The organism is Bacillus sp. ISL-7 (assembly GCF_018613065.1).
On sequence record NZ_JAGGQW010000047.1, the window covers coordinates 70,659 to 93,326 of the forward strand.

Here is a 22,668-nt window from a genome sequence, read left to right on the forward strand (position 1 = left end):
GATGAAACCTCTCTTTTCTGGAGAGGTTTTTTATTTTTATATAAAAACATACCTTTCCAATCGGAGTAATGGAGTATTGATAAGAATCTAAAAGGGGGAGCTTTAATCATGAAAAGAAATATCTTTAAAAGTACACTCGTATCAGCATTAGCAGCAACACTCTTACTCACAGGCTGTGCTTCTGAGGGAGAAAAAAAACAAGCAAGTGCTCATAAAAAGGTTTCACTTGAAGGTGTATCTGAAAAGTTTACAAGTGGTGATCCGTTAAAAATCAAGGTTATCCGTAAAATTGGCGGTGATGATCATACTGCCCAATTCCTAGCAGGTGCAAAAGAAGAGGGAGAAGCCTTAGGTTTTCAAGTGGACGTGTTTACCGCAAATGGTGATACAGCTAAGTTCCATGATGCTATTAATCAGGCATTAGACCAGGATTATGATGGATTTATCATCTCTCATGGTGACGATGATGCGACTGTTAATGATGTAAAAAAGATAGTTGAAAAAGGAAAAAGTGTAGTTACATTTGACTCCAATCCAAATATTGCGAAGCTTGATGGAGTAACGCTTACTTCACAGGATGATGAAGCCTTAGCAACTTTAGCCCTTGATCAACTAGTAAAGAATACAAAGGGTAAAGCAAATATTGCCTACCTATGGGTCGACGGTTTCCCTGCAATGGTTAGACGTAATAAGGTTTATCAAGAAGTCCTTTCAAAAAATCCTGAAATTAAAGAAGTGGAACGCTTTGGTGTGGCTGCGGCAGATACAAGTGTACAAACACAAAACGCAGTTGCAGCCATGTTAAATAAATATCCAAAAGGCAAACTGGATGCCATATTTGCTACTTGGGATGCTTTTGCAATCGGTGCAGCACGAGCATTGAAAGAAGCAGGACGTGAAGAAGTGAAGATTTATGGAATCGATGTTTCCAATGCGGATCTGCAAGAAATTCAAAGAAAAGGCAGCGCTTGGAAATACACAGCAGCTGTCGATCCGAAACTTATCGGTGCTGTTGATATGAGAATACTCGCGAAAAAGCTTGCAGGTGAAGAAACACCACAGACCTTTGATTTAGATGCTTCACTTGTTTCACAAGAAAATCTTCTCAAAGCAAAAGAGCCTGTAAACATGGTTAATCTGGCAAAAATTATCCCAGGCTGGGGTCAATCGACTGCATTTGAGGAAGAGTGGATAAAGACGTTAAAGAAGCATTATAAAGAATAGTCGGTATACAACTAGACACTCTCTTTTTCAATAGATGAAGAGAGTGTTTGCTTACGGGGGATGATTTTGATGAGATCAGCATTGGAGATGAAAAACATCTCAATAGAGTTTCCTGGTGTGAAGGCATTGAATCAGGTCGACTTTTCGATGGAAACGGGAGAAATCCAAGCTTTGATTGGAGCAAATGGGGCAGGGAAATCAACGTTAATGAAGGTTCTAGCGGGTGCATATGACCACTATACCGGTGAAATAAGCTTAGATGAGAAAAATCTGAGGATTCGTTCTCCGAAAAATGCACAGGACGCAGGAATACAAATTGTTTATCAAGAAGTAGATACGGCTCTCATTCCATATTTAACTGTCGCAGAAAATATTATGCTCCTTGATACAGTCCATAACATGGGGAAAAAGCAATGGATGAAATGGAAGAACCTTCATCAAAGAGCGGATGAAATACTTGCAAGAATGAACATTATGCTTCCGACGAAGAAGCTAGTAAGTGAGTTAACGTTGGCGGAAAAACAAATGATCTTAATCGCTAGGGCTGTTTCAAATCAATGTAAGTTTCTTATTTTAGACGAGCCGACAGCACCATTGAGTCATACTGAAACGACGGAACTATTCCGGATTGTCCGTGATTTAAAAAAGCAAAATGTAGGTGTTATCTTTATTTCCCATCGCTTGCCAGAAATTTTTGAAGTCTGTGATGAAGTTACTGTGATGAGAAACGGTGAATTTGTTGCAAAAGAGCGAGTTACTGATACGACTATCAACAAAGTGGTGGAGCATATGCTGGGTCAAAAATTAGAGGAACAGTTCCCAGAGAAGAATACGTCCATTGGAAAAACGATCCTTGAAGTAAAAGGACTTTCAGATAGAGAGAAAATTAAAGATTTACATATTCATGTTAAAGCAGGGGAAATCATTGGAATTGCCGGTCTTGTCGGTGCTGGAAAAACAGAATTGTGTAAGGCGTTATTCGGCTCTGAGAAATTAACGGGGGGAGACATCTTTCTTCATGGCAATAATTTAAAATTAAAGAGTCCCTATCATGCGGTTAAAAAGGGAATTGCTCTAGTTCCTGAAGAACGGAGAAAGGAAGGAATCCTAGTTCTTGAATCAGTAGAAACTAATTTAACAGCTGCTAATTTAGGTGAATTTTCAAAGAGATTAAGCTTTTTAGATCGAAAAAAAGAAAAAGAAACGGCAAAGCAGTTGATCCATCGCCTCGGAATTAAAACACCTTCAGAAGAAACCAAGGTACAGAATCTTTCCGGAGGGAATCAGCAAAAGGTCGCAATCGGAAAGTGGCTCGTAGCTGAAGCAGATGTATATATTTTTGACGAACCAACCAAAGGCGTCGATGTTGGCGCAAAGAAGGATATCTTTGAGTTAATCGCTGAACTAGCGAAGCGGGGTAAAGCAATTATTTATGCTTCTTCAGAGCTTTCGGAGATTATTGGGATTACTGATCGGGTCTATGTTTTATACGACGGCAGGTCCGTAAAGGAAATTGAAACGAGAGAAACGAACGAAGAAGAACTATTATTTTATTCAACAGGGGGCAGGTAAAATGGAGGCAAATATTGCAGCAAAGAATCAGGTAGCCCCGGCAAAAAAAGTCTTTGAGTTATTTCGCTTTTTATATAAATATGGGACGATTATTACGATTCTTGCACTTATTATTATTTTTTCAGTGGCTAATCCTACTTTTATTCAGGGCAGTAATATCATCAATATCTTACGTTCGATCTCCATTGTAACGATTATCGCTATCGGTATTACGATTTCATTGTCTGTCGATGGTTTTGATTTATCGGTGGGATCGGTCGCTTCCTTATCAAACGCCATTGTCATTTCGATGTTTGTTTGGTTTTCACAAAACACATTGGTGGCGGTCATTTCTGCGATTTGTGCTTCCTTAGTAGTAGGAGCAATAAACTCATTCATGATTGTGAAATTAAGAATTCCAGATATGCTGATGACACTCGCTACGATGTTTATTATTCAAGGGACAGCATTGACGTATACAAAAGGGGCTACTGTTTCACAAAACATGGTTATGCCTGATGGCTCGATGGCATCGGGTCTGATCAGTCCTTTTTTTGCAAAAATCGGAGAAGTGCCGTGGATTATTCTCATTATGGCTGTGACCGTGATCCTCGTGCATATCTTTTTGAACTATACAAAGCATGGTCGATATATGTATGTGATCGGTGGTAACAAAGAAGCGGCGAGACTATCAGGTATCGCAGTTAATAAATATAAAGTGGCAGCATATTTGCTTTCGGCTCTGTTTGCCTCCATTGGCGGGATTGTGCTCGCTTCAAGGGTTTTGACATCAGAAATTAACTCTGGTGCTCCCTATTTAATGGATTCAGTTGCCGCCGCCTATATTGGATTTTCAGTACTTGGGGCTGGAAAGGCCAACGCGTTTGGAACATTTGTTGGAGCCGTCCTGATCGGGATTCTCCAAAACGGACTCGTGATGATGTCCGTCCCATATTATGCGATGGATATTGTTAAAGGCACCGTCTTAGCCTTTGCATTAGCGATTACGTATTATAAACAAAAATAATTGAACTATGATCAACCTATCCATTTTGCGGTTAGGTTTATTTTTTTTGAAAAACCAGAGTAAAATCTACAAATATAAGTAAGTTTTGAGGAACAATATTTAGAGATAGGAGGGATCTTAATGGAACATTATGAAGCATTTCTGAGTAGTAAGAATTGGGTAGATACCGATTTAGATTCAAGGTATATAAATGTTAATCATCCCTATGCTATCTTAATTTCTAAGGATGAAGGGCAAATTACCTTAAGAGGTAACACTGGGTTTGATAATGGGCAAAATGGCGAGGAGATTTTTACGTTTAACTCATTGAAAGAGCTCCAAGAGTGGTTTGAAAACAATATAGGGGAGTAACAAGAAAAAGCAGCCAGGGAAGACCCCTGGCTATTTTGCTTTTTGTCGAGAAATGTCGTTTCATTTTTCTGAAAATTCAATTGACTAGAGTTTAAAAGTATAGTAATTTATATATAACAACATATAACATTATATAAAGTTGTATATTGTTTAAAAGAGTTTACTAGTGTTCATTCACTAAAATATTTTATCAGGGAGGCAACAAAATGACGACTGAATTAGTAATTGACGTGAAAAATCAAGTGCAACAAGCATTAGCAGAGGTAGAAAAAAGAAATATTTCCAATGTTTTCTTTGTAGCATGCGGAGGATCATCTGCCATTATGTATCCAAGCAAGTATGTAATTGACCGTGAAGCAAAGGTTCTTGATGCCCATCTTTTTAGTGCAAATGAATTTATCCATCGCAATCATGCAAAACTTGGAAGTAATTCCCTGGTTATTTTGTGCTCGCACTCAGGAACAACACCTGAAACAGTAGAAGCAGCAAAATTTGCTAGAGCAAAAGGTGCATTTGCTGTTTCTTTAACGAATGTGGAAGCGTCACCATTAGCGCTAGCTTCAGATGTCGTGCTGAAGTATCAATGGGGCGAAAAAGCAAGCGCTTTCACAACCAATTATTCAGTACTATATCAACTAGTGTTTGGTGTACTAAAAGTTGTTGAAAATAACAAAAAGGCTAGTTTAGTAGAAGAAAGTCTTGAGAACTTACAAAATGTTTACGAAAAAGCTGCTGCACTCTACCAAACAAAGGCAGAGGCTTTTGGTCAACAGTATAAAGATGAAAAAATTATTTATACAATGGCAAGCGGAGCAAATTATGGTGTTGCCTACTCTTATGCAATTTGTATCCTCATGGAAATGCAATGGGTTCACTCACACGCCATTCACGCGGGAGAATACTTCCACGGACCATTTGAAATTATTGATGAAGAAACACCTTTTATTATCCTGCTAGGCTTGGACGAAACAAGACATTTAGAAGAAAGAGCATTAGAATTCTCTAAGCGTTATGGCAAGAAGTTGGTTGTCCTTGATGCAAAAGACTTCGATTTCACTGGGGTTGCAGAGGAAGTACAAGGATACATTGCCCCATTAGTTTTAAATTACGTATTAAGAAAATATGCGGATCAGTTAGCAGAAGCACGAAATCATCCGCTATCAAAAAGAAGATATATGTGGACAGTTGAATACTAAACCAAGATGAAATAACAAATATACTGCAATAATCATAGATATGTATTCCTTTCTGGAGGGGAAGCTTAATGAAGAAGTTACTAATTTTAAGTATTATTTCTATCCTTTTCCTATCGTTTTTTGCTGGCTGTTCTAAGAGTTCTAGTTCAACAAATGGAAAAGATGTGGTTGAACTTAAATTCTTCCACCGCTGGCCGAATCAACCTAAAAAGCAATATTTTGAAAAGGCAGTAAAAGAGTTTGAGAAGGCCCATCCCAATATTAAAATTAAAACGGAAGCCGTCTTGAACGATTCTTATAAAGAAAAAATTCGTGTTGTCTTAGGATCAAGCACCCCTCCAGATGTCTACTTTTCTTGGAGCGGAGAGTTTGCCTATAACTTCGCACGTCAGGGACAATCACTTGATTTAACTAATTATGTAAATGAAGATAAAGCGTGGTCAGATCAAATCATTGCCTCCCAGTTCAATTCCTTCACTTTAGATGGTAAGATTTATGGGATTCCGTGGTCAACTGACGGCAAGGCCTTCTTTTACAATAAGAAAATTTTCAAGGATTTAAATCTTGAAGTTCCAACCACTTGGTCCGAACTAATTGATGTCTCTAAAAAGGTAAAGGCCGCAGGACTTACGCCAATTACATTTGGAAGTAAAGCACCGTGGACGATTTCCCACTATACAGGAACATTGAATCAATTGATGGTGCCACAGGATGTTCTTGATAAAGATTATGATCCCAAAAATCCTGAAGGTGATTATTCGCATCCAGGTTATGTTAAAGCATTAGAGAAATTCATGGAACTGAAGCCGTACTTCAATAAAGGAGTTAATTCTGTAGACCATGAATATTCACGGGAGTTATTTAACAGTGGAAAAGCAGCGATCGGCTTCTTCCAGCTTGCAGAAATCGGGCTTATTGAACCATCTTTAAAAGAGGATTTAGGTGTGTTTAATGTACCAGGTGTGGAAGGTGGAGAAGGAAATGCCAACTCCATCACAGCAGCACCTGAAGGAATCATGATTTCTTCGAAAACAAAACATCCGAAGGAAGCAATGGAATTTGTCAAATTCTTAACTTCGAAGGAAAAAGGTACAGAGCAGTTAAAAGAAGTAAGTGAATATAGTGCGGTTAAAGGAACAACAACCGATGAAAATGCTTCCAAGCTTCAACAGGATGCTATCAATTTAATTGTTAATGCAGAACAAACGTACTTATGGTTTGATACAGCTGTTGATATTAAAATAGTTGATGCTTATTTAAATGGAACACAGCTAATGTTGGACGGCAAGAAAAGTCCAGAAGATGTAATGAAGGATGTCAGAGCAGCAGCAAAAGAAGTTAAGGCGTCTGCAAAAAAATAGGAAGCCAGAAAAGGTGGTTGCAAGTTGACCACCTTTTTTCCAAAGATACGCCTGTTAAAAAAGGGGAGTTATTATGCAAAATACAAACAAGTGGTTACCATACCTATATATTGCACCTTGCTTAATCTTTATGGCCCTTTTTGTTTACTATCCAATTGTTGAAAACTTTTTTTATAGTTTCTATGATTTCTCTGCTTTTTCAGTAGAAAAAACATTTGTTGGCTTTGAAAATTTTCTTAATCTTTTTAAAGATGAAGTTTTTTATATAGCTTTAAAAAATAATCTCTGGTATGCAGTGATCTCGATTATTTTTCAGGTATTTGGCGGACTTATTCTAGCGGCTATACTTGAAGATCCGCTAACACGATTCATTAGTGGATTGTTCCGTACCGTATTTTTCCTTCCAGTTGTCATCTCGATGACTGTCATCGCTTTACTGTTTACATTTGTTTATAACCCGGATATCGGAATTTTAAATGGGCTATTAAATATGTTAGGACTTGAGAATTTAACTAGGGCTTGGCTGGGAGAATCTGAAACCGCTATCTTCGCTGTTATTGCAGTTTCACAGTGGCAAAGTATTGGTTATATTATGATGTTATTTATTATCGCGATTCAAAATATCCCCCAAGAATTGTATGAGGCAGCAGAAATTGATGGGGCAGGGAAAATTCGTAAATTCTTTTCAATCACCGTTCCACAAGTAAAAGAGATGTTCTTCGTTACGACACTTATTACCTTAACCGGTGCATTTACCGTCTTTAATGAACCATATATTTTGACAGGCGGCGGACCGGGTAATTCCAGTGAAGTATTAGGAACATTACTCTACCATTCAGCTTTCGGTAAAGACCAAATGGGTTATGCTTCGGCTGTGGCCACTGTGATTTTAATCATCACCTTAATTGTTTCCTTGGTTCAGTTGAAACTATTTAAAACAGGAAAGGATGTTTAGAGTGGAGACAAGCAAAGTAATGGACTACCATCATTCGATCCCAATCACAAAGAAAAATAGGAAGCAAAAGAATGTTGTTAAAAGTCTGCCAATTTTTACAATCCTGATCTTTTATTTTGTAGTGATTGCTTATCCGCTTTTTTGGATGGTAATTAACTCATTTAAGTCCACTCCAGAGATTTTCTCCAGCAGCTGGGCTTTACCAAAAGAATGGCTGTTTTCCAATTATACAGAGGCATGGAACACAGGGATTTCTGGATATTTTGTTAATAGTTTAATTGTTACAGCGACAACCTGCTTCCTAACAGTATTAATAAGTGCACTCGGAGCCTACAGTTTATCTAGGTTTGAATTTAAAGGGAAGAACATTCTATTAGTTTTCTGTATGGGAGGAATGATGCTCTCCCCACAAGTTAGTTTAGTCCCGCTATACAAGCTCATCCAATTATTAGGAATTCATGATACGTATTTTGCAATGATCTTTCCCTATGTTGCTTACCGAATTCCAATCACCATCCTTCTGATCAGAGCTGCTTTTCTAGAGGTACCGAAAGAATTAGAGGAGTCTGCCTTTTTGGACGGATGTAATACATGGACCATTTTTACAAAAATCTTTGTACCTTTAAATAAACCGATATTACTAACTGCGGTAGTGTTAACAGCCTATTATACTTGGAACGAGTTTATGTTTGCGTTAATCTTTGTTGATTCTGATGCGCTAAAAACCATCCCTGCTGGATTGATGCAATTTAGGGATGCCCTTCAAACGAATTGGGGTGTTCTGATGGCTGGCTTAATGATTTCAGCCCTGCCGATCATTCTCTTATTTATGTTTATGCAGAAGTATTTTATTAGAGGTTTATCATCAGGTAGTGTTAAAGGATAAGAAGGAGTGGGGAAATATGAAAATTATTGGAATAGGCGATAATGTTGTTGATATTTACCAGGATCGTAATGAAATGTTTCCTGGTGGAAATGCTTTAAATGTTGCTGTTTTAGCTAAACAAAGTGGAGCGGAGTCAGCGGCATTTATAGGTATTGTTGGAACGGATGTAGAAGGGGATCATATTCTAGATTCTTTAAACAAGAACTTAATAGATACTAGTCATGTTCGAAGAGCGGTTGGGGAAAGTGGAAAGGCTTATGTTGATCTAAATGTGGAAGGGGACCGAATCTTTATTAAATCAAATAAAGGCGGTGTTCAGGCTAAACTAAAGCTTAATTTATCAGTCGATGACTATGAATACATCAAAGCGTTTGATGTGGTACATACCAGTATATATAGTCATTTAGAGGAAGAATTGCCATTGCTTAAACAACATTTACCCGTTTCCTATGATTTCTCTAATCATTTTACAACAGAATTATTAGAAAAGGTTTGCCCTCATATCCAGTTTGCGTTTATTTCAGGAAGTGATTTTACAGAAGTTGAACTAGAAGAGCTCTTTCTTAAAATACATGGACTCGGAACGCCGTTTATCATTATCACTAGAGGTTCTAAGGGCGTAATTATGTCTCATCATAACAAACGATACAAACAGGGAATTGAAGAAGCAAATGTGATTGATACCTTAGGTGCAGGGGATTCTTTCATTGCTGGTTTTTTAACCAACCACTTTAATGGGTTTGCCATTGAGGAATCTTTGAAAGCAGCGGCACAGATTGCTGCAAGAACATGTGAAGTGAACGGTGCATTTGGGTTTGGTAGACAATTAACTTTCTAAAACAAAAGGAATGAAATGGATACCCATTCATTCCTTTTATTTTTAAGTTGTTATGGTAAGGGCAATCAATTGGGTTTGTATTTTGAAATTTGAAATATGAATTGGAACTCCTGTTTCATCGTAAACGGTTTTATCAATATTAAAAAGTGTTTCACCAATTTCGCAGTCCAAATGTTCCGCTTCAAATTTTGAAGCAGGAGTAACTGTAATTATTTTTTTACTTTTTCCAGAATTAATATTGATGTGGTAAATATTTTTCAAAACTTCATAGGTTGATGCATGTTCTGTGAATCGTGCAGTCAAACCAGGAAAGCGTTCTAACGAGTAATGGGCGATATCTAGTGTAAAAGGCTGTTGATCGATTGACATGATCCGGACCAACTTTAAGACAGGTGAATCAATGGCGATTTGAAGTGCTTCGGCAATTTCCGGAGTAGCTTTCATTTCTTCACAGGCAAGAATACGCTTAGAAGGATTCTTGCCAATTTGTTTACTAAAATCTGAGAATCCATCAATAGAAACCAATTCTCGGGCAATTTTGGTTCGCGTTACAAAAGTTCCTTTCCCTTGCTTTCGCTCTAAAAAACCCTCATCTGCTAAATCCTGAATCGCTCTTCTTACAGTTATGCGGCTAACGCCATATAACTCACATAATTCCGTTTCATTCGGAAGTCTTTCCCCCGATTTATAAACTCCTTGATCAATGGCCTCCTTCAGTATTTGTTTTAATTGGTCATATAAAGGTGTTGAAATTGAATTGTTTAATTTCATCGACAAAATTCCTTTCGATACAATAGGTCATTATATAATATTTTATAATAAGTTTACATATGTTGTATAGAAATGATTGATAATATTTATCATATTTATAAAATATTGGTTTTTTTCCTATTCCGTTAACAGGAAATCTTGCAAACTGCAAGTCAACTTTGATTAAACGTTTGTTTTAATTTAAACTAAGTAAAAATGAAGAATTGTGTGTGGTGAGATAAATGGAAAAACCAGTAGAACAAACATATGAAGTTATGGAGGTCTGCTTATTAGCGGGGAAAATCATGCTTCAAAGCGGCGGGGAGACCTATCGGGTAGAAGATACGATGATGCGTATTGCCGCAGCCTTTGGTATAGAAAGTACTCATAGCTACGTAACTCCAACCGGAATTATTTTTTCAGCAGAAGGAACAGAGCCAACGAAGACCAAGCTTATTAGAATATCGGAGCGGTCAACAGACTTGAAAAAAGTCTCTATGGTGAATAGCATTTCAAGGAAAATTACAGGTGGAGAAGTCAATCTAAAAGAAGCTTTGGAAGATCTAAAGGAAATTGACTCCCTTAATTTAACGTTTCCCTTTAGGGTCCAAGTGGCCGCAGCGTCACTCGCTAGCGGTTGTTTTATGATTATGTTTGAGGGAGGCTGGAATGATTTTATTCCAGCGATGATTTCAGGCGGAATGGGTTATCTAAGCTTTGTATATTTTCATCGCTTTGTCCCAATCAAATTTTTCTCGGAGTTTTTAGCATCGTTCGTAATTGGATTGCTTTCATTTTTATTTGTGAAAATTGGAGTCGGTCAGCAATTAGATAAAATTATTATTGGCTCGGTGATGACATTAGTTCCTGGACTCTTAGTGACCAATGCGATTAGAGATTTAATGGCGGGACACTTAGTATCGGGGTTATCAAAGGGTGCGGAAGCTTTTCTAACTGCCTTTGCGATTGGGACAGGGATTGCGGTCGTATTATCTTTTATGTGAAGTGAGGTGTATTTATTGTGGCAGTTCTTGCTCAGGCACTAACAAGCTTAATTGCAACAGGTGCCTTTGGAATTCTATTTAATGCACCGAAAGAATCCTTAGTGAAGTGCGGACTGATAGGAATGGGTGGCTGGTTAATTTATTTCCTGCTAGAAGACTACTCAAATAACGCCATTTTAGCAACATTAGCTGCGACCATTTTTATTGCTGTCATCAGTCAACAATTAGCAAAGTTCTATAAAACGCCAGTGATTATTTTTAGTGTAGCTGGAATTATTCCGCTTGTGCCTGGAGGTCTGGCCTATGATGCGATGCGGAATTTTGTTGAGAACGATTATAATTCAGCGATAGCATTGGCGGCAAAAGTCCTCATGCTGGCAGGATCCATCGCCTTTGGCTTAGTTTTTTCAGAAGTAATCAATCAAGTAATTCGAAAAATTAACCGTAATAAGGTACGAATTTAACCTATCCCTTTAGTGCAAACTACTAAAGGGAATTTTTTAAGGAAAACTTAAACTTTAAAGATTATCATTAATTGGAAAATTCTTTCCTTTATTGTTTTTTAGTAAGGTAATATAGTAGTATATTACTATTACCAATTGTCATTCAGCAAAGTCTATTACAAGGAATGGTACATTCATATATGAAAAAAATACTAATTGCAATTCTAGTTGTCTTACTATTATTTATTAGTGCTAAAACGATTTTAGCTGTAAAGTTTGATCGTCAAGAAGCGATACAAGTCATCGAAGCCGCTCCATTAAAAACCCGGATAGTGGCACTTCTCGCAAAAGAGGCACCGAGTATTCCAGATAGTATCATCCTAGATGTACCATTAATAAATCAAATGGACCAACCCATACTTTACAACGGCTGTGAGGTTACAAGCCTTGCGATGATTCTTAATTATCACGGTGTAAAAGTGACTAAAAATGAGTTAGCAGAAAAGATTAAAACAGTTCCGTTAAACTATAGTAACGGTAAAAAGGGTAATCCGAATGCCGGATTTGTCGGCGATATGGCACATGGACCAGGACTAGGAGTTTATAATGGTCCCGTATTTGAACTCGCCCAAAAATATGTCGGTGATAAAGCAGTTAATTTAACAAATCATTCGTTTGATGATGTATTAGAAAAAGTAGGTCAAGGACTTCCAGTTTGGGTCATTACCACGTCCAGCTTTGCTCCCGTTTCTGTTTTTCAAACGTGGAATACCCCGCAAGGACAAATCAAAATTACCTTTAGTGAACATAGTGTAGCGATTACAGGTTACGATGAAAATTATATTTATATTAACAATCCATACGGTGAAAAGAATCAGAAATTAAATCGCTCCAGTTTTATTAAAGCTTGGGAGCAGATGGGTAAACAAGCGATTGTTATCGAAAAATAAAATGAAAAAGGCCTGATACCGATTCAGGCCTTTTGTTTTGGACTTTTTGGAAGTAAAATTAGTAAATATGTTCTAAAATGGGCGAAGGCAGAGGAATGAAATATCCCTCTGCCTTCTTAGTTTTATTCATTTAATGAATACGTATCGTAACTTGTGATTGGTTGTACTTCTTGTTAGCAATCGCAAGGTAAAAACTTATATAATAATCATTGTTTATAAAAACAAGTTTGCCGCGGTTATTTTTCCACCTGTAGGTTTTATACCTAAACGACGTAAGCCCTACCTCTCTTACATCCTAACGGCTCCGAAGCCGATCCAGTGTGAATAAGTTTTAATTTTAAAACATAAGCAGAATGCCAGAAAAATTCTTACTTTGCGTTATCTTATCTATTACAAGTTACAATTAAATGTGAAGCACAAATACTAATATTACAGGACTGGATTCGATTTGTCAACAATAATAGTAAAACTATTTTCTTTAAAGGAATAACCAAAGAGATAACAGAAATATAATTCTATAAACTCTTATAACGGAAGTGAGAGAATGGAGGTTTATCCATGATACTTTTTCGAAGGTTGTTTCTAACGGCAGCTAAGTATCGGTATCGTACGGTGCTGTTATTTACGACATTTTATATTTTTATAAACGCTGAGGTTATGAGATTACTAGAGCCTAAAACATTTGAAAATACTTTCCATGCTATTTGGTGGATTCTTACCACGATGACCACGGTTGGCTACGGAGATGTGTACCCAACAACACAGCTAGGGAGAATTTGGGCGATGGTCATCGTCTATACTCTGGGAATTGGGCTTTTTGGTGTGGTAATTGGGATGATTGTCGATGCTGTGTCACAGTACAAACGGATGAAGGAGGAAGGAAGAATGACTTTTAAAGGAGAAGATCATTACGTTATTATCGGCTGGACTGCCAAAAGCAAAAACACGATAAAAGAGCTGTTTATTGGAGATGAAAAAACAGAAATCGTACTAATTGATGAATTAGAGAAGACACCATATGAACATGAGCGGTTTTTATATATCCAGGGGAGCCCCACAGATGAAGAAACATTGAAAAGGGCAAAAATTGAAAGATCAAAAGCAGTTTTGCTCTTTGCCCCAGATGGGATCGACAACCCAGATTTAGCAGATGGTAAAACGCTTATAACCGCATCCTCCATCGAGCGCTATGATGAAGGTACGGAAAAAAATATTTATACAATTGCAGAAATTCTAAATGAAAAGCATGTCGGCAATTTTAAACATGTCAAAATTGATGAATTTATCCTTTCGCATGAATCGGTGTCCAACCTGATGGCAAAATCGGCGCAGACAAAAGGGGCAAGTCATCTTTTTACTCAGTTATTAAGCCGAAAGGATGGAGACGGGGGCAGTGATTTATGGGAAGTTGAAGTTAAATCCGACTGGAAAACATACGGAGATGCGTACGAGCACCTAAAGCAAAAAGGGGCCCAGCTCATTGCGGATCGGAGTGATCTAAATATATTGAAAAAGTGGAATGAACCTCTATCGAAAGAGGCTCGGTTGTTTGTGATATGCGATAAAAATACATATAAATCACTATAAAAAAACGCATCTCGAGATGCGTTTTTTTCAATCTAGATCCAGCCCCTGTGCAAGGCGCCTGCGCTTTTTTTTAATATGTTAAACACCCAGCAATGACGATACCGATGGAAACCGACAGCAGCATTAGAAAAAGGCCTACTGCCTGGTTATCTTCCTCGATGCTTTGACTGACGTTAAAACGAGGTGTAAGCCATTCAGCCAGGTAAAAAACCACAATTTGAGCCACAATTCCGATGGCACCCCATATGGCCATATCCGTAAGAGAAATAGAATTGGCAGCAGTAGAATACAAAACAATGGCAAGACCTAGAAGCCTTCCCCCAAGGACATAGCTTGCTGCCTTATTTCCTTTTGCCATTAAGGAAAACTCTTTGACCTTTGTTGTTACTTCCATAAGAAACAGTCCTAAGAATAAAAGACCAAGTGAAACTGCTAAATATAATAAGAAATTCGTCATTTCCATTCCCCCTTGTTTTTTATACCCACTGGTAAGAAATAAGATTCGTTGCCAGTGATTTTTCCACCTGCCCGAATGCCGATACCTCCGGCCTTTCCGGCAATGAGAAAAGATCCGAATACTAATGAAAGTACCTCGATTCCCTTTTCTGTTTCCAATGAAACAGTAGGGAGAGGGACGTACTGTTGAAAGACCGAAACTTCCTCTTTATAGGTTTGAAAGGAATTTTGAGCGGTAATATTGGAGTGTTGATCCCAAATTGTCACCGTATCTCCTTCTCTGCCGAAGGATGGTTTTTGAACATAGTCAAGCTGTCCCTTAAATGCATCTGCTTCAAGATAGGTAGGCAGCATATATTTCATAATCCATCGTTGCTCTTCTTTTGTATAAAATGCTCCCTGTTCTGCTAATCCCCAAATTAAACATTGAATGGATTTCGGCTGCAACAAAAAGGCTGAGACAGGATTTAAAATAGAGAGTTGGCCTTCTTTGACTAGTTGCAATAATTCGATTCCAACCGGGTCACCTGTTATAGGATCCTGATCGTCAACCAAATGTTCAAGAGGATAGGTTTGGCGGTACAACACATCAATAGGTATACCCTCATCATCGACAAGAGTACCGTCTGTAATCCGGAGAGTGGACAATGGAACGATCCGATTTTTAACCTGACATAACTTACTTAAATATTTAATGGTATTCCAGTCTTCGATATGATCAGAGTGGGCTGTGAACACAATGTTAGCCTTCCTTTTTCCTTTTGATGCTTCGACTACTGCGCGTGTAATACCGGAAGAAAGCAGGCGTTCTCCTCCTTCATTTGGGTCCAAGTAACCAAACTCTGAACAAACCATTCCGTTCATATGAAAACATTCCACAATAAAAGTCGGTGTATCACTATTGAATTCAATTAATTTGAATCCATCCGCGGTAAACACAAAATCGAACCGAGCGATAATGGTTTCTGGGGAGAAGTTTTTCAACCTTAAAAATGGAAGACTTACAGGTGGATACCCAAGTTCAAGGAGTTGTTCATCAGTAAGACTCCGTAACAGGCGGGCGGTCTTGAAAAAAATGTGACCCATGCGTTCTGTTGCTTCTTTTAAAAGGCAGGATGTATGTTCCGTTATCGAATAAACTTGGTAAAGACTATATTCGCTCTCGTATAAATCTGACCAAAAGGTTGGGAATTGCGAATAAAACACCTTTCGATTCGTTGAATAATTCGACATTTCTAACCTCCAAATCCACCCTTTGAACCACTGCCGAATCCTCCTTTAAAGCTTGAAGAGGATTTGTATGACTTGTAAGAGGAGGATTTCAAGAGTGATGATTTATTTCGATAATAGCTTCCCCCGTAAAAAAAATGACCATAATGAGACGAGTGGGTATCATCACATTGCCATACCCCTTGGTCATCATCCCAGTCCCAGTCCCGGCACCTGCTGTCATCGGGCTTTGGAGGGCGGTCGTCTGAACAGGCAGAAAGTGTTCCGGCTATGAGGGAGGTGATAACACCAGTCACTAACCATTGGGTCTTCTTCACCGTTTCACGCTCCTTGTTGAATTTATATTTTAATTATAAAAGTAAACCTAAGGAAAACAATGGTAAAATGAAAGAAAAAATGAATGAGGGATGAAATTTGAGGTTGGAATATCGATTGGATGATGAATATCAAAGGTTTCCTGCCCTTTGGAGCTATTTAGATTTAACAGTTAGTGAGGCAGTAGCCAGAATGACATGTGAATACTTCGTTAAAGAATCCGAAACGTATGTGGTAACGGCCACAGCCAAAGATCCAGACGGGACGGCTGTCCTTTACGTGAAAAAAGAAAAGTCATCCTATGACGACATAACTGAAGAACAGTATTCCCATATTGGTTTTGAAGTTAGAGAGCTTCAGAGAAACAGTTCTGTCCTGATCGAGAAAAAAGATGTTTGGAATCATGAAGAAGTTTTGGTTGTCCTTCACTCCGATATTATTTACATTCAGAGAGACGGAAGGTTCCTAGAATTCGCCCTTGATTCAAGGGAAATTGACGAAGACCGAAAATGTTATGTTTATTATGGGAGTTTCACGGGGAAAACTCGATAGATGTGAATAGCACACAATAACGTGTGCTATTTTACTCATAGGGTACGGAAGGAAAGTACACTTAAAAAGAAAAAACCTGTGATTTTTTAAAGGAAAAAGACGATTTTTGTCGTATTTTTAGGGATATAGATGTATTGTCCTGGAGGAATAACGATGCTTGCAGAAAAACTTCTTTTGAATGTATTAATTTCATTAGCACCTGTCCTACTTTTAAGCATACTAATTGAAAATAAGCGCAAAATTAATTATCCAATCTTATGTGGTTTGCTTCAAAGCATTGCTGCACTTACTTGTATGATTTTTTCTTATTCGAACTATGGATTTAATTGGGACCTCCGCTATGTTCCTCTTATACTAGCCTTTCTTTACGCAGGTCCAGTTGCGGGAGGGATGGTTGTAACGACCTTACTTGGTGCATGCATCTTAATGGGGGGCGAAACGGTTGTTTTTGGCCTAGTAAATACTCTTTTAACGGCTCTTGTCCCGTTCCTCATAAACAAAAGGTTTTTTAGTTATACCCCAAATAAAAGGTTAGTTCTCACAACTTTATTATGTGGATGGTCCCTGCTCCTTTGTTATATTTCACTTACCACGTTTCGCTATTTTGAGGGGAATTTCTTAAAACTAGATTTTAATATTCCTGACCTCCTCCTTGTTGCCCTCATTCAAACAGTGGCAATTGCCCTGGAGGCAAAGCTTGTGGAGGGGATTATCGAACGAAGTCGAATGAAGAAAGAGATTCAGCGGGCTGAAAAGCTAAATACGCTAGGGGAAATTGCGGCATCCATTGCTCATGAGGTTCGAAATCCATTAACTGTGGCGAAGGGATTCCTTCAATTGATGCAGCAGGAAGAAAAGGGGAAAAATTTTCAATATCTTTCACTGGTTTTGAGCGAATTAGGTAGGGCTGAGTCGATTATTAATGACTATTTAAATTTTGCAAAGCCGAAATTTGAAAAAATAGAAGAGTTTCCGTTAAAAGAAGTCTTAGCAGAAGTTGTCATGCTTTTGGAGCCACTGGCTGCCAAACAAGGAGTGCGGCTTGAAAGCGAACTTGACTCAACCGGGTTCACACTCGTCACTGATCGAAACCAATTAAAACAGGCGCTGGTTAACCTAATTAAAAATGCAATTGAAGCAACCCCTGATGGTGGGAAAGTAACAATACATAACAATTCCGATAATAATAAAGCTTCTATATTAATTATGGATACTGGTAAGGGAATGACACCAGAGCAATTATCACGGATTGGAACCTTGTTTTATACAACAAAAGATGAGGGAACAGGGCTTGGTACATCCGTTTCCTTAAGAATTATTGAAACAATGAACGGAAAAGTCTTTTACAAGAGCAAGCCGGGAGTTGGGACGGAGGTAAGGATGGTCCTTCCTGGCAGTCAAAAAACAGCATTGGTAAATTTTTAATAAACAAGGCTCACCGATCCTTGGACACGGTTGGCTTATTTTTTTGGTATAGTAGTAGGGAAAAGTAAAGACGAAAGGTGAGATACCATGCTCGAATTATTGCCTCTCATGCTTGAACGTGTCGGTATTCTTATCATTGTAGCGTTTCTTCTCTCAAGGATGAAATCATTCCGACAAATCATTCATAACGAACACGGTATTACCGCCAAAATATTTATGATCGTTATTTTCGGAGCTTTTGGAGTTATTAGTAATTATACAGGAGTAAAAATAGGACATGGAACAATTACCTCCCAGGACTGGTTGACAAATATGGACAGTGAAAGTGCGATCGCTAATACTAGAATTATGGGTGTAACGATAGGTGGTTTACTTGGCGGACCCATTGTTGGAATTGGGGTCGGTTTAATTGCCGGTATACACCGATTGACCCTAGGTGGTTTTACAGCTGCTGCTTGTGCCCTGTCAACGATTATGGCTGGAGTTGTCACAGGAATCTTAAGTAAGCGCTTTAAGATTCAAGAGGGGAATTCGCCTTGGAAGGCTGTTGTCATGGGGATATTAATGGAATGTGCACAGATGGGAATTATTCTTTTACAAGCCAGACCATTTAATGAGGCTCTGCATCTTGTAGAGGTAATTGCTTTCCCGATGATTGCGATTAATGGATTTGGGACACTTCTTTTTGTATTGATAATCCAGGAAATTCTGCAAGAACAGGAGCGGATGAGAGCACTTCAAACACATAAAGCCTTATACATCGCTAACCAGACTCTCCCTTTTTTTCGCCAAGGTTTAAATGTGGAATCTTGTACAAAAGCAGCGGAGATTATTCTCCATTGGACCAATGCGGATGCCATTTCGATTACAGACCAATCCCATGTTCTTGCCCATGTTGGTACAGGTTCAGACCATCATATTCCATCAGGAAACATGGCGACGGAATTAACGAAAAAGGTGCTGGAACAAGGGAAGCTCACAATTGCAAAATCGGTTCATGAAATTCAATGTTTTAACCCAAACTGCCCTCTGAAAGCAGCCATTGTATTACCTTTACAGGTCCATGCAAAAACAGTGGGGACACTGAAGCTGTATTTCACTGATACTAGTAAACTAGACCGGGTTGAACAAGAGTTGGCAGAAGGTTTAAGCAACTTATTTTCGGTTCAATTAGAAATGGCGGAGCTGGAAATGCAAAGAAGATTATTAAAAGATGCGGAGATTAAGGCTTTGCAAGCCCAAGTCCATCCACATTTCTTATTCAATGCTATTAATACGATTTCAAGTCTTATTCGAACAGATGCCGATAAAGCTAGGAGTCTATTAATCAAACTAAGTACCTTCTTCCGAAGTAATCTACAGGGAGCAAGGCAAATGTTAATACCGCTTGAAAAAGAACTCGAACATATTGAGGCTTACCTAACCATTGAGCAAGCACGCTTTCCAAACCGTTATCATGTTGAATTGGATATTTCACCACCGCTTGAAAGGGTGCTAGTTCCGCCTTTTACATTGCAGCCTCTTGTTGAAAATGCAATTCGTTATGCTTTTCCAAAGGCGAAACATGGAACCGTAAAAGTCTGTGCCTTCCAGGAAGGGGAGAAAATGGTCCTTTTAACTGAAGATGATGGAAAGGGTATCTCAGCAGAGCTGCTTGGAACACTGGGAAACCAAACAGTGGATTCATCTGGAGGGACAGGAACGGCGCTCTGGAATATCAAAAAAAGGATTGAAGAAATTTATGGTCAAAATGCTTCTTTTCAAATTGAAAGTAGCCTTAATAAAGGAACGAAAGTATCGATTACACTACCGTTAACACAACAAAAGTGGGGTGAGGATGTTGTTAAAGGCTTTTATTGTGGATGATGAGCCGTTAGCTAGAGATGAGCTGACCTATCTTCTTAAACGAAGCAAACAGATTGAAATAGTGGGGGAATCTGATAGTGTAGAAAGCTCATTTGAAAAAATAAGCAATCTAGAACTTGATGTTATTTTTTTAGATATCCAGCTCGCTGATGAAAGTGGAATCGAAATTGCAGCTCTTGTTAATAAACTTGATCACCCTCCATTCATTGTATTTGCGACAGCGTTTGATGAATATGCCCTTAAGGCTTTTGAATTAAATGCCGTTGATTACATCTTAAAACCTTTTGATGAAAAAAGAGTCTTACAAACAATTGAGAAGCTTTATAAACTTATCGAATATAAAAAACAAGCTATTCCTTTTTCAATTCAGAAAAATAATTTTGTTAACGAGAGGTCTGAAAAGCTTGCGATAACAATTGATGAAAAAATTGTAATCGTAAACATAAGTGACATACTCTATATCGGTACAAATGAAGGGAAAACAGTCATTGCGACAGGGAACTCAAAGTACTCTGTCAGTGATACGCTAATCACTTTCGAAAGGAAGCTGCAACATTCGTCGATCATTCGTGTCCACCGCGCTTATTTAGTTAATGTCGATGCCATTGTTGAGATAGAGCCTTGGTTTAATTCTACCTACAACTTAATTATGAAGGATGGAGAAAAGGTTCCAGTAAGCAGAACCTATACAAAAGAGCTAAAACAGCTTCTTGGTTTTTAAGAAGCTGTTTTTTGCATTTCATGCTATTATTCTTGTTTTTCATCGTCTAATCCTTGCATTTTAGCTTGAAAACCCAATGTTGGCGTTTTTTTTCGCTAAGATAGAGACAAGTGAAGTATGAATATAGGAGGTTAGAATAATATGAATGCGGTTTCAATTGTAATTGGTTCGATCTGTATTTTAATGATTGCTTATCGTTTATACGGAACATTCATGGCAGCAAAGGTTTTAAAATTAGATGATTCAAAGCAGACACCGGCGCATGAATTAAACGATGGTAAGGACTATGTCCCAACCAATAAATGGGTAACATTTGGTCATCACTTTGCAGCAATCGCTGCGGCAGGCCCTCTTGTAGGTCCAATCCTTGCAGCACAATTTGGTTACTTGCCTGGTCTACTCTGGCTGTTAATCGGGGCTGTTATTGGTGGGGCAGTTCATGATGCGGTGGTTCTTTTTGCATCGATGCGAAAAAAAGGAAAGTCCTTATCAGAAGTAGCGAAGGATGAACTTGGACCTGTTGCTGGTTTTTGTACGGGTCTTGCCATGTTGTTCATTATTACCATCACAATGGCAGGTCTTTCAATGGTTGTTCTTCATGCACTTGAACACAATCCATGGGGAACCTTCTCAGTGGGAATCACGATTCCAATTGCGATGTTTGTTGGGATCGCTTATAAAAAAACCGGCAACTTGAAATTAACATCTACTATAGGTTTTATTCTCGTTATGGTCGGAGTGTTTGTTGGTCCGTCCATTCAAAATACGGTATTAGGTGATTGGCTGACATTAGATACAAAAACATTAGCTATTATACTACCAATTTACGCTTTCTTTGCAGCAGCGTTGCCAGTATGGCTTTTACTTGCACCACGTGATTACTTGAGCAGCTTTATGAAAATTGGCGTATTTATTGCACTTATCATCGGAGTATTCATTATCAATCCCGCAATTGAGATGCCTGCTTTCACAAAATTCACATCTGGTGGTGGACCGGTATTAGGTGGTCCTGTATGGCCATTTATCTCAATTACGATTGCCTGTGGAGCGATCTCCGGTTTCCATGCTTTCGTAGGTTCAGGTACGACACCTAAAATGCTTGATCGTTGGTCTGATATTAAAGTGGTTGGTTTTGGCGCCATGCTTGTAGAATGTGTGGTTGGAATCATGGCATTGATTGCGGCAACAGCCCTTCAGCCTGCAGACTATTTTGCGATTAACTCAACACCTGAAGTCTTTAAAACACTTGGCATGCAAGTGCAGGAGCTGCCGAAACTTGCCAATGAAATTGGCATTAATCTTGAAGGTAGAACCGGTGGTGCGGTGACATTAGCAGTAGGTATGACCTATGTCTTCACAGCCATTCCATGGTTTACGAAATTATCATCTTACTTCTTCCAGTTTGTTATTATGTTCGAAGCTGTATTTATTTTAACAGCCATTGATTCTGGAACACGCGTTGCTCGCTATTTAATCCAAGACTTTTTCGGTGAATTCTATAAGCCATTGAAGAAAACAGATTGGCTTCCTGGTTCTATTTTTGCTAGTGCATTAGCATGTTTTATGTGGGGTTACCTACTCTTCTCGGGTGATATTGGCTCCGTCTGGGCGCTGTTTGGTGTTTCCAATCAACTAATGGCTTCCATCGGTCTAATTATCGGTGCAACAGTAATACTAAGCATTGCTGATAAACGTCGATATATGCTTACATGCTTGGTACCGCTCGCTTATCTCTTTGTAACTGTAAACTATGCGGGCTACTGGATGGTGAAAAATGTTTATCTAAATTCCGAAGCAGCAGGCTATAGTGTTTTAAATGGGGTTTTATCCATCATTATGTTAGCGCTTGGTATGATTATTATGGTGACTGCTATTAGAAAATGGATCACTATGTGGAATTCACCACGGATTAAGCTTGAAAGAAATGTAGCTTAAAAAAACGAAACAGATTACCTCGGAAGTCAATTTCTTCGAGGAATC

22 protein-coding genes are annotated in these 22,668 nt (G+C 38.5%); 18 read left to right on the forward strand and 4 right to left on the reverse strand.

The window, feature by feature from the left end:
* Window positions 1-108 precede the first annotated feature (108 nt).
* The 9 genes from J7E66_RS19410 to J7E66_RS19450 all read left to right on the forward strand — a co-directional run bounded on the left by J7E66_RS19410 (window position 109) and on the right by J7E66_RS19450 (window position 9,389).
* Entirely contained in the window at window positions 109-1,224 is a 1,116-nt protein-coding gene (locus J7E66_RS19410; RefSeq protein WP_215002863.1) for a sugar ABC transporter substrate-binding protein, read from the forward strand.
* Window positions 1,225-1,293: 69 nt separating this feature from the next.
* Window positions 1,294-2,796, forward strand: coding sequence for a sugar ABC transporter ATP-binding protein (locus J7E66_RS19415; protein WP_374103867.1), 1,503 nt, complete (start codon window positions 1,294-1,296; stop codon window positions 2,794-2,796).
* 1 nt (window position 2,797) lies between these two features.
* The gene (locus J7E66_RS19420) at window positions 2,798-3,802 is read left to right on the forward strand and encodes an ABC transporter permease (RefSeq protein WP_215002867.1); all 1,005 of its coding nucleotides are present in this window, start codon (window positions 2,798-2,800) and stop codon (window positions 3,800-3,802) included.
* A gap of 120 nt (window positions 3,803-3,922) precedes the next feature.
* The gene (locus tag J7E66_RS19425) at window positions 3,923-4,153 is read left to right on the forward strand and encodes a hypothetical protein (protein WP_215002869.1); all 231 of its coding nucleotides are present in this window, start codon (window positions 3,923-3,925) and stop codon (window positions 4,151-4,153) included.
* A 206-nt stretch (window positions 4,154-4,359) separates the two neighbouring features.
* Window positions 4,360-5,349 carry an SIS domain-containing protein gene (locus J7E66_RS19430; protein WP_215002871.1) on the forward strand — a complete coding sequence of 330 codons (990 nt, stop codon included), beginning with the start codon at window positions 4,360-4,362 and terminating at the stop codon, window positions 5,347-5,349.
* Between the two features lie 68 nt (window positions 5,350-5,417).
* Window positions 5,418-6,710, forward strand: a complete 1,293-nt coding sequence (locus J7E66_RS19435; protein WP_215002873.1) for an ABC transporter substrate-binding protein — start codon at window positions 5,418-5,420, stop codon at window positions 6,708-6,710.
* 73 nt (window positions 6,711-6,783) lie between these two features.
* Window positions 6,784-7,665 carry a carbohydrate ABC transporter permease gene (locus J7E66_RS19440; protein WP_215002875.1) on the forward strand — a complete coding sequence of 294 codons (882 nt, stop codon included), beginning with the start codon at window positions 6,784-6,786 and terminating at the stop codon, window positions 7,663-7,665.
* Window positions 7,658-8,551, forward strand: coding sequence for a carbohydrate ABC transporter permease (locus tag J7E66_RS19445; protein WP_374103868.1), 894 nt, complete (start codon window positions 7,658-7,660; stop codon window positions 8,549-8,551). Before J7E66_RS19440 ends, J7E66_RS19445 begins: the two co-directional genes overlap by 8 nt.
* 16 nt (window positions 8,552-8,567) lie before the next feature.
* Window positions 8,568-9,389, forward strand: coding sequence for a PfkB family carbohydrate kinase (locus J7E66_RS19450; RefSeq protein ID WP_215002877.1), 822 nt, complete (start codon window positions 8,568-8,570; stop codon window positions 9,387-9,389).
* Window positions 9,390-9,431: 42 nt separating this feature from the next.
* Here J7E66_RS19450 and J7E66_RS19455 read toward each other — a convergent pair whose 3' ends face one another.
* On the reverse strand, window positions 9,432-10,160 hold the full coding sequence (locus J7E66_RS19455; RefSeq protein ID WP_215002879.1) for a UTRA domain-containing protein: 729 nt from the start codon (window positions 10,158-10,160) through the stop codon (window positions 9,432-9,434).
* A 221-nt stretch (window positions 10,161-10,381) separates the two neighbouring features.
* On the opposite strand from J7E66_RS19455, the gene J7E66_RS19460 reads away from it, so the two are divergent.
* The 4 genes from J7E66_RS19460 (at window position 10,382) to J7E66_RS19475 (ending at window position 14,123) form a co-directional block, all read left to right on the forward strand.
* Entirely contained in the window at window positions 10,382-11,143 is a 762-nt protein-coding gene (locus J7E66_RS19460) for a threonine/serine exporter family protein (RefSeq protein ID WP_215002881.1), read from the forward strand.
* 17 nt (window positions 11,144-11,160) lie between these two features.
* Window positions 11,161-11,607 (forward strand): threonine/serine exporter family protein, encoded by a 447-nt coding sequence (locus J7E66_RS19465; RefSeq protein ID WP_215002883.1) that lies wholly within the window; start codon window positions 11,161-11,163, stop codon window positions 11,605-11,607.
* Between the two features lie 179 nt (window positions 11,608-11,786).
* Window positions 11,787-12,536 carry a C39 family peptidase gene (locus J7E66_RS19470; protein WP_215002885.1) on the forward strand — a complete coding sequence of 250 codons (750 nt, stop codon included), beginning with the start codon at window positions 11,787-11,789 and terminating at the stop codon, window positions 12,534-12,536.
* A 558-nt stretch (window positions 12,537-13,094) separates the two neighbouring features.
* The gene (locus tag J7E66_RS19475; RefSeq protein WP_215002887.1) at window positions 13,095-14,123 is read left to right on the forward strand and encodes a potassium channel family protein; all 1,029 of its coding nucleotides are present in this window, start codon (window positions 13,095-13,097) and stop codon (window positions 14,121-14,123) included.
* A 70-nt stretch (window positions 14,124-14,193) separates the two neighbouring features.
* On the opposite strand, the gene J7E66_RS19480 is transcribed toward J7E66_RS19475, so the two are convergent.
* The 3 genes from J7E66_RS19480 to J7E66_RS19490 are packed head-to-tail and all read right to left on the reverse strand — an operon-like array spanning window position 14,194 to window position 16,126.
* Window positions 14,194-14,580, reverse strand: coding sequence for a DUF350 domain-containing protein (locus J7E66_RS19480; protein WP_215002888.1), 387 nt, complete (start codon window positions 14,578-14,580; stop codon window positions 14,194-14,196).
* On the reverse strand, window positions 14,577-15,812 hold the full coding sequence (locus J7E66_RS19485; RefSeq protein WP_215002891.1) for a glutathionylspermidine synthase family protein: 1,236 nt from the start codon (window positions 15,810-15,812) through the stop codon (window positions 14,577-14,579). Before J7E66_RS19485 ends, J7E66_RS19480 begins: the two co-directional genes overlap by 4 nt.
* A gap of 2 nt (window positions 15,813-15,814) precedes the next feature.
* Window positions 15,815-16,126, reverse strand: coding sequence for a hypothetical protein (locus J7E66_RS19490; protein WP_088085754.1), 312 nt, complete (start codon window positions 16,124-16,126; stop codon window positions 15,815-15,817).
* Window positions 16,127-16,223: 97 nt separating this feature from the next.
* Here J7E66_RS19490 and J7E66_RS19495 point away from each other — a divergent pair, with 97 nt between their 5' ends.
* The 5 genes from J7E66_RS19495 (at window position 16,224) to cstA (ending at window position 22,623) form a co-directional block, all read left to right on the forward strand.
* Window positions 16,224-16,676: a hypothetical protein gene (locus J7E66_RS19495; protein ID WP_215002893.1), complete on the forward strand. Its 453-nt coding sequence runs from the start codon at window positions 16,224-16,226 to the stop codon at window positions 16,674-16,676.
* Between the two features lie 153 nt (window positions 16,677-16,829).
* Window positions 16,830-18,101, forward strand: a complete 1,272-nt coding sequence (locus J7E66_RS19500) for an ATP-binding protein (protein ID WP_215002895.1) — start codon at window positions 16,830-16,832, stop codon at window positions 18,099-18,101.
* Window positions 18,102-18,188: 87 nt separating this feature from the next.
* A complete protein-coding gene (locus J7E66_RS19505) occupies window positions 18,189-19,967 on the forward strand; it encodes a sensor histidine kinase (RefSeq protein WP_215002897.1) in 1,779 nt (592 codons plus the stop codon).
* Complete coding sequence (locus J7E66_RS19510; protein ID WP_215003016.1) at window positions 19,942-20,688, forward strand: LytR/AlgR family response regulator transcription factor; 747 nt, start codon at window positions 19,942-19,944, stop codon at window positions 20,686-20,688. The genes J7E66_RS19505 and J7E66_RS19510 overlap by 26 nt, the downstream gene beginning before the upstream one ends.
* 141 nt (window positions 20,689-20,829) lie before the next feature.
* Window positions 20,830-22,623, forward strand: a complete 1,794-nt coding sequence (cstA, locus tag J7E66_RS19515; protein ID WP_215002899.1) for a carbon starvation protein CstA — start codon at window positions 20,830-20,832, stop codon at window positions 22,621-22,623.
* Window positions 22,624-22,668 lie beyond the last annotated feature (45 nt).

What these genes read in the sequence shown, in the direction of transcription:
- J7E66_RS19415 (WP_374103867.1), top strand. Translation starts at nt 1,294, where the DNA reads ATGAGATCAGCATTGGAGATGAAAAACATCTCAATAGAGTTTCCTGGT.
- J7E66_RS19450 (WP_215002877.1), top strand. Translation starts at nt 8,568, where the DNA reads ATGAAAATTATTGGAATAGGCGATAATGTTGTTGATATTTACCAGGAT.
- J7E66_RS19500 (WP_215002895.1), top strand. Translation starts at nt 16,830, where the DNA reads ATGCTTGCAGAAAAACTTCTTTTGAATGTATTAATTTCATTAGCACCT.
- J7E66_RS19445 (WP_374103868.1), top strand. Translation starts at nt 7,658, where the DNA reads ATGTTTAGAGTGGAGACAAGCAAAGTAATGGACTACCATCATTCGATC.
- J7E66_RS19440 (WP_215002875.1), top strand. Translation starts at nt 6,784, where the DNA reads ATGCAAAATACAAACAAGTGGTTACCATACCTATATATTGCACCTTGC.
- J7E66_RS19505 (WP_215002897.1), top strand. Translation starts at nt 18,189, where the DNA reads ATGCTCGAATTATTGCCTCTCATGCTTGAACGTGTCGGTATTCTTATC.
- J7E66_RS19460 (WP_215002881.1), top strand. Translation starts at nt 10,382, where the DNA reads ATGGAAAAACCAGTAGAACAAACATATGAAGTTATGGAGGTCTGCTTA.
- J7E66_RS19420 (WP_215002867.1), top strand. Translation starts at nt 2,798, where the DNA reads ATGGAGGCAAATATTGCAGCAAAGAATCAGGTAGCCCCGGCAAAAAAA.
- J7E66_RS19470 (WP_215002885.1), top strand. Translation starts at nt 11,787, where the DNA reads ATGAAAAAAATACTAATTGCAATTCTAGTTGTCTTACTATTATTTATT.
- J7E66_RS19425 (WP_215002869.1), top strand. Translation starts at nt 3,923, where the DNA reads ATGGAACATTATGAAGCATTTCTGAGTAGTAAGAATTGGGTAGATACC.
- cstA (WP_215002899.1), top strand. Translation starts at nt 20,830, where the DNA reads ATGAATGCGGTTTCAATTGTAATTGGTTCGATCTGTATTTTAATGATT.
- J7E66_RS19410 (WP_215002863.1), top strand. Translation starts at nt 109, where the DNA reads ATGAAAAGAAATATCTTTAAAAGTACACTCGTATCAGCATTAGCAGCA.
- J7E66_RS19435 (WP_215002873.1), top strand. Translation starts at nt 5,418, where the DNA reads ATGAAGAAGTTACTAATTTTAAGTATTATTTCTATCCTTTTCCTATCG.
- J7E66_RS19455 (WP_215002879.1), bottom strand. Translation starts at nt 10,160, where the DNA reads ATGAAATTAAACAATTCAATTTCAACACCTTTATATGACCAATTAAAA.
- J7E66_RS19475 (WP_215002887.1), top strand. Translation starts at nt 13,095, where the DNA reads ATGATACTTTTTCGAAGGTTGTTTCTAACGGCAGCTAAGTATCGGTAT.
- J7E66_RS19430 (WP_215002871.1), top strand. Translation starts at nt 4,360, where the DNA reads ATGACGACTGAATTAGTAATTGACGTGAAAAATCAAGTGCAACAAGCA.
- J7E66_RS19480 (WP_215002888.1), bottom strand. Translation starts at nt 14,580, where the DNA reads ATGACGAATTTCTTATTATATTTAGCAGTTTCACTTGGTCTTTTATTC.
- J7E66_RS19485 (WP_215002891.1), bottom strand. Translation starts at nt 15,812, where the DNA reads ATGTCGAATTATTCAACGAATCGAAAGGTGTTTTATTCGCAATTCCCA.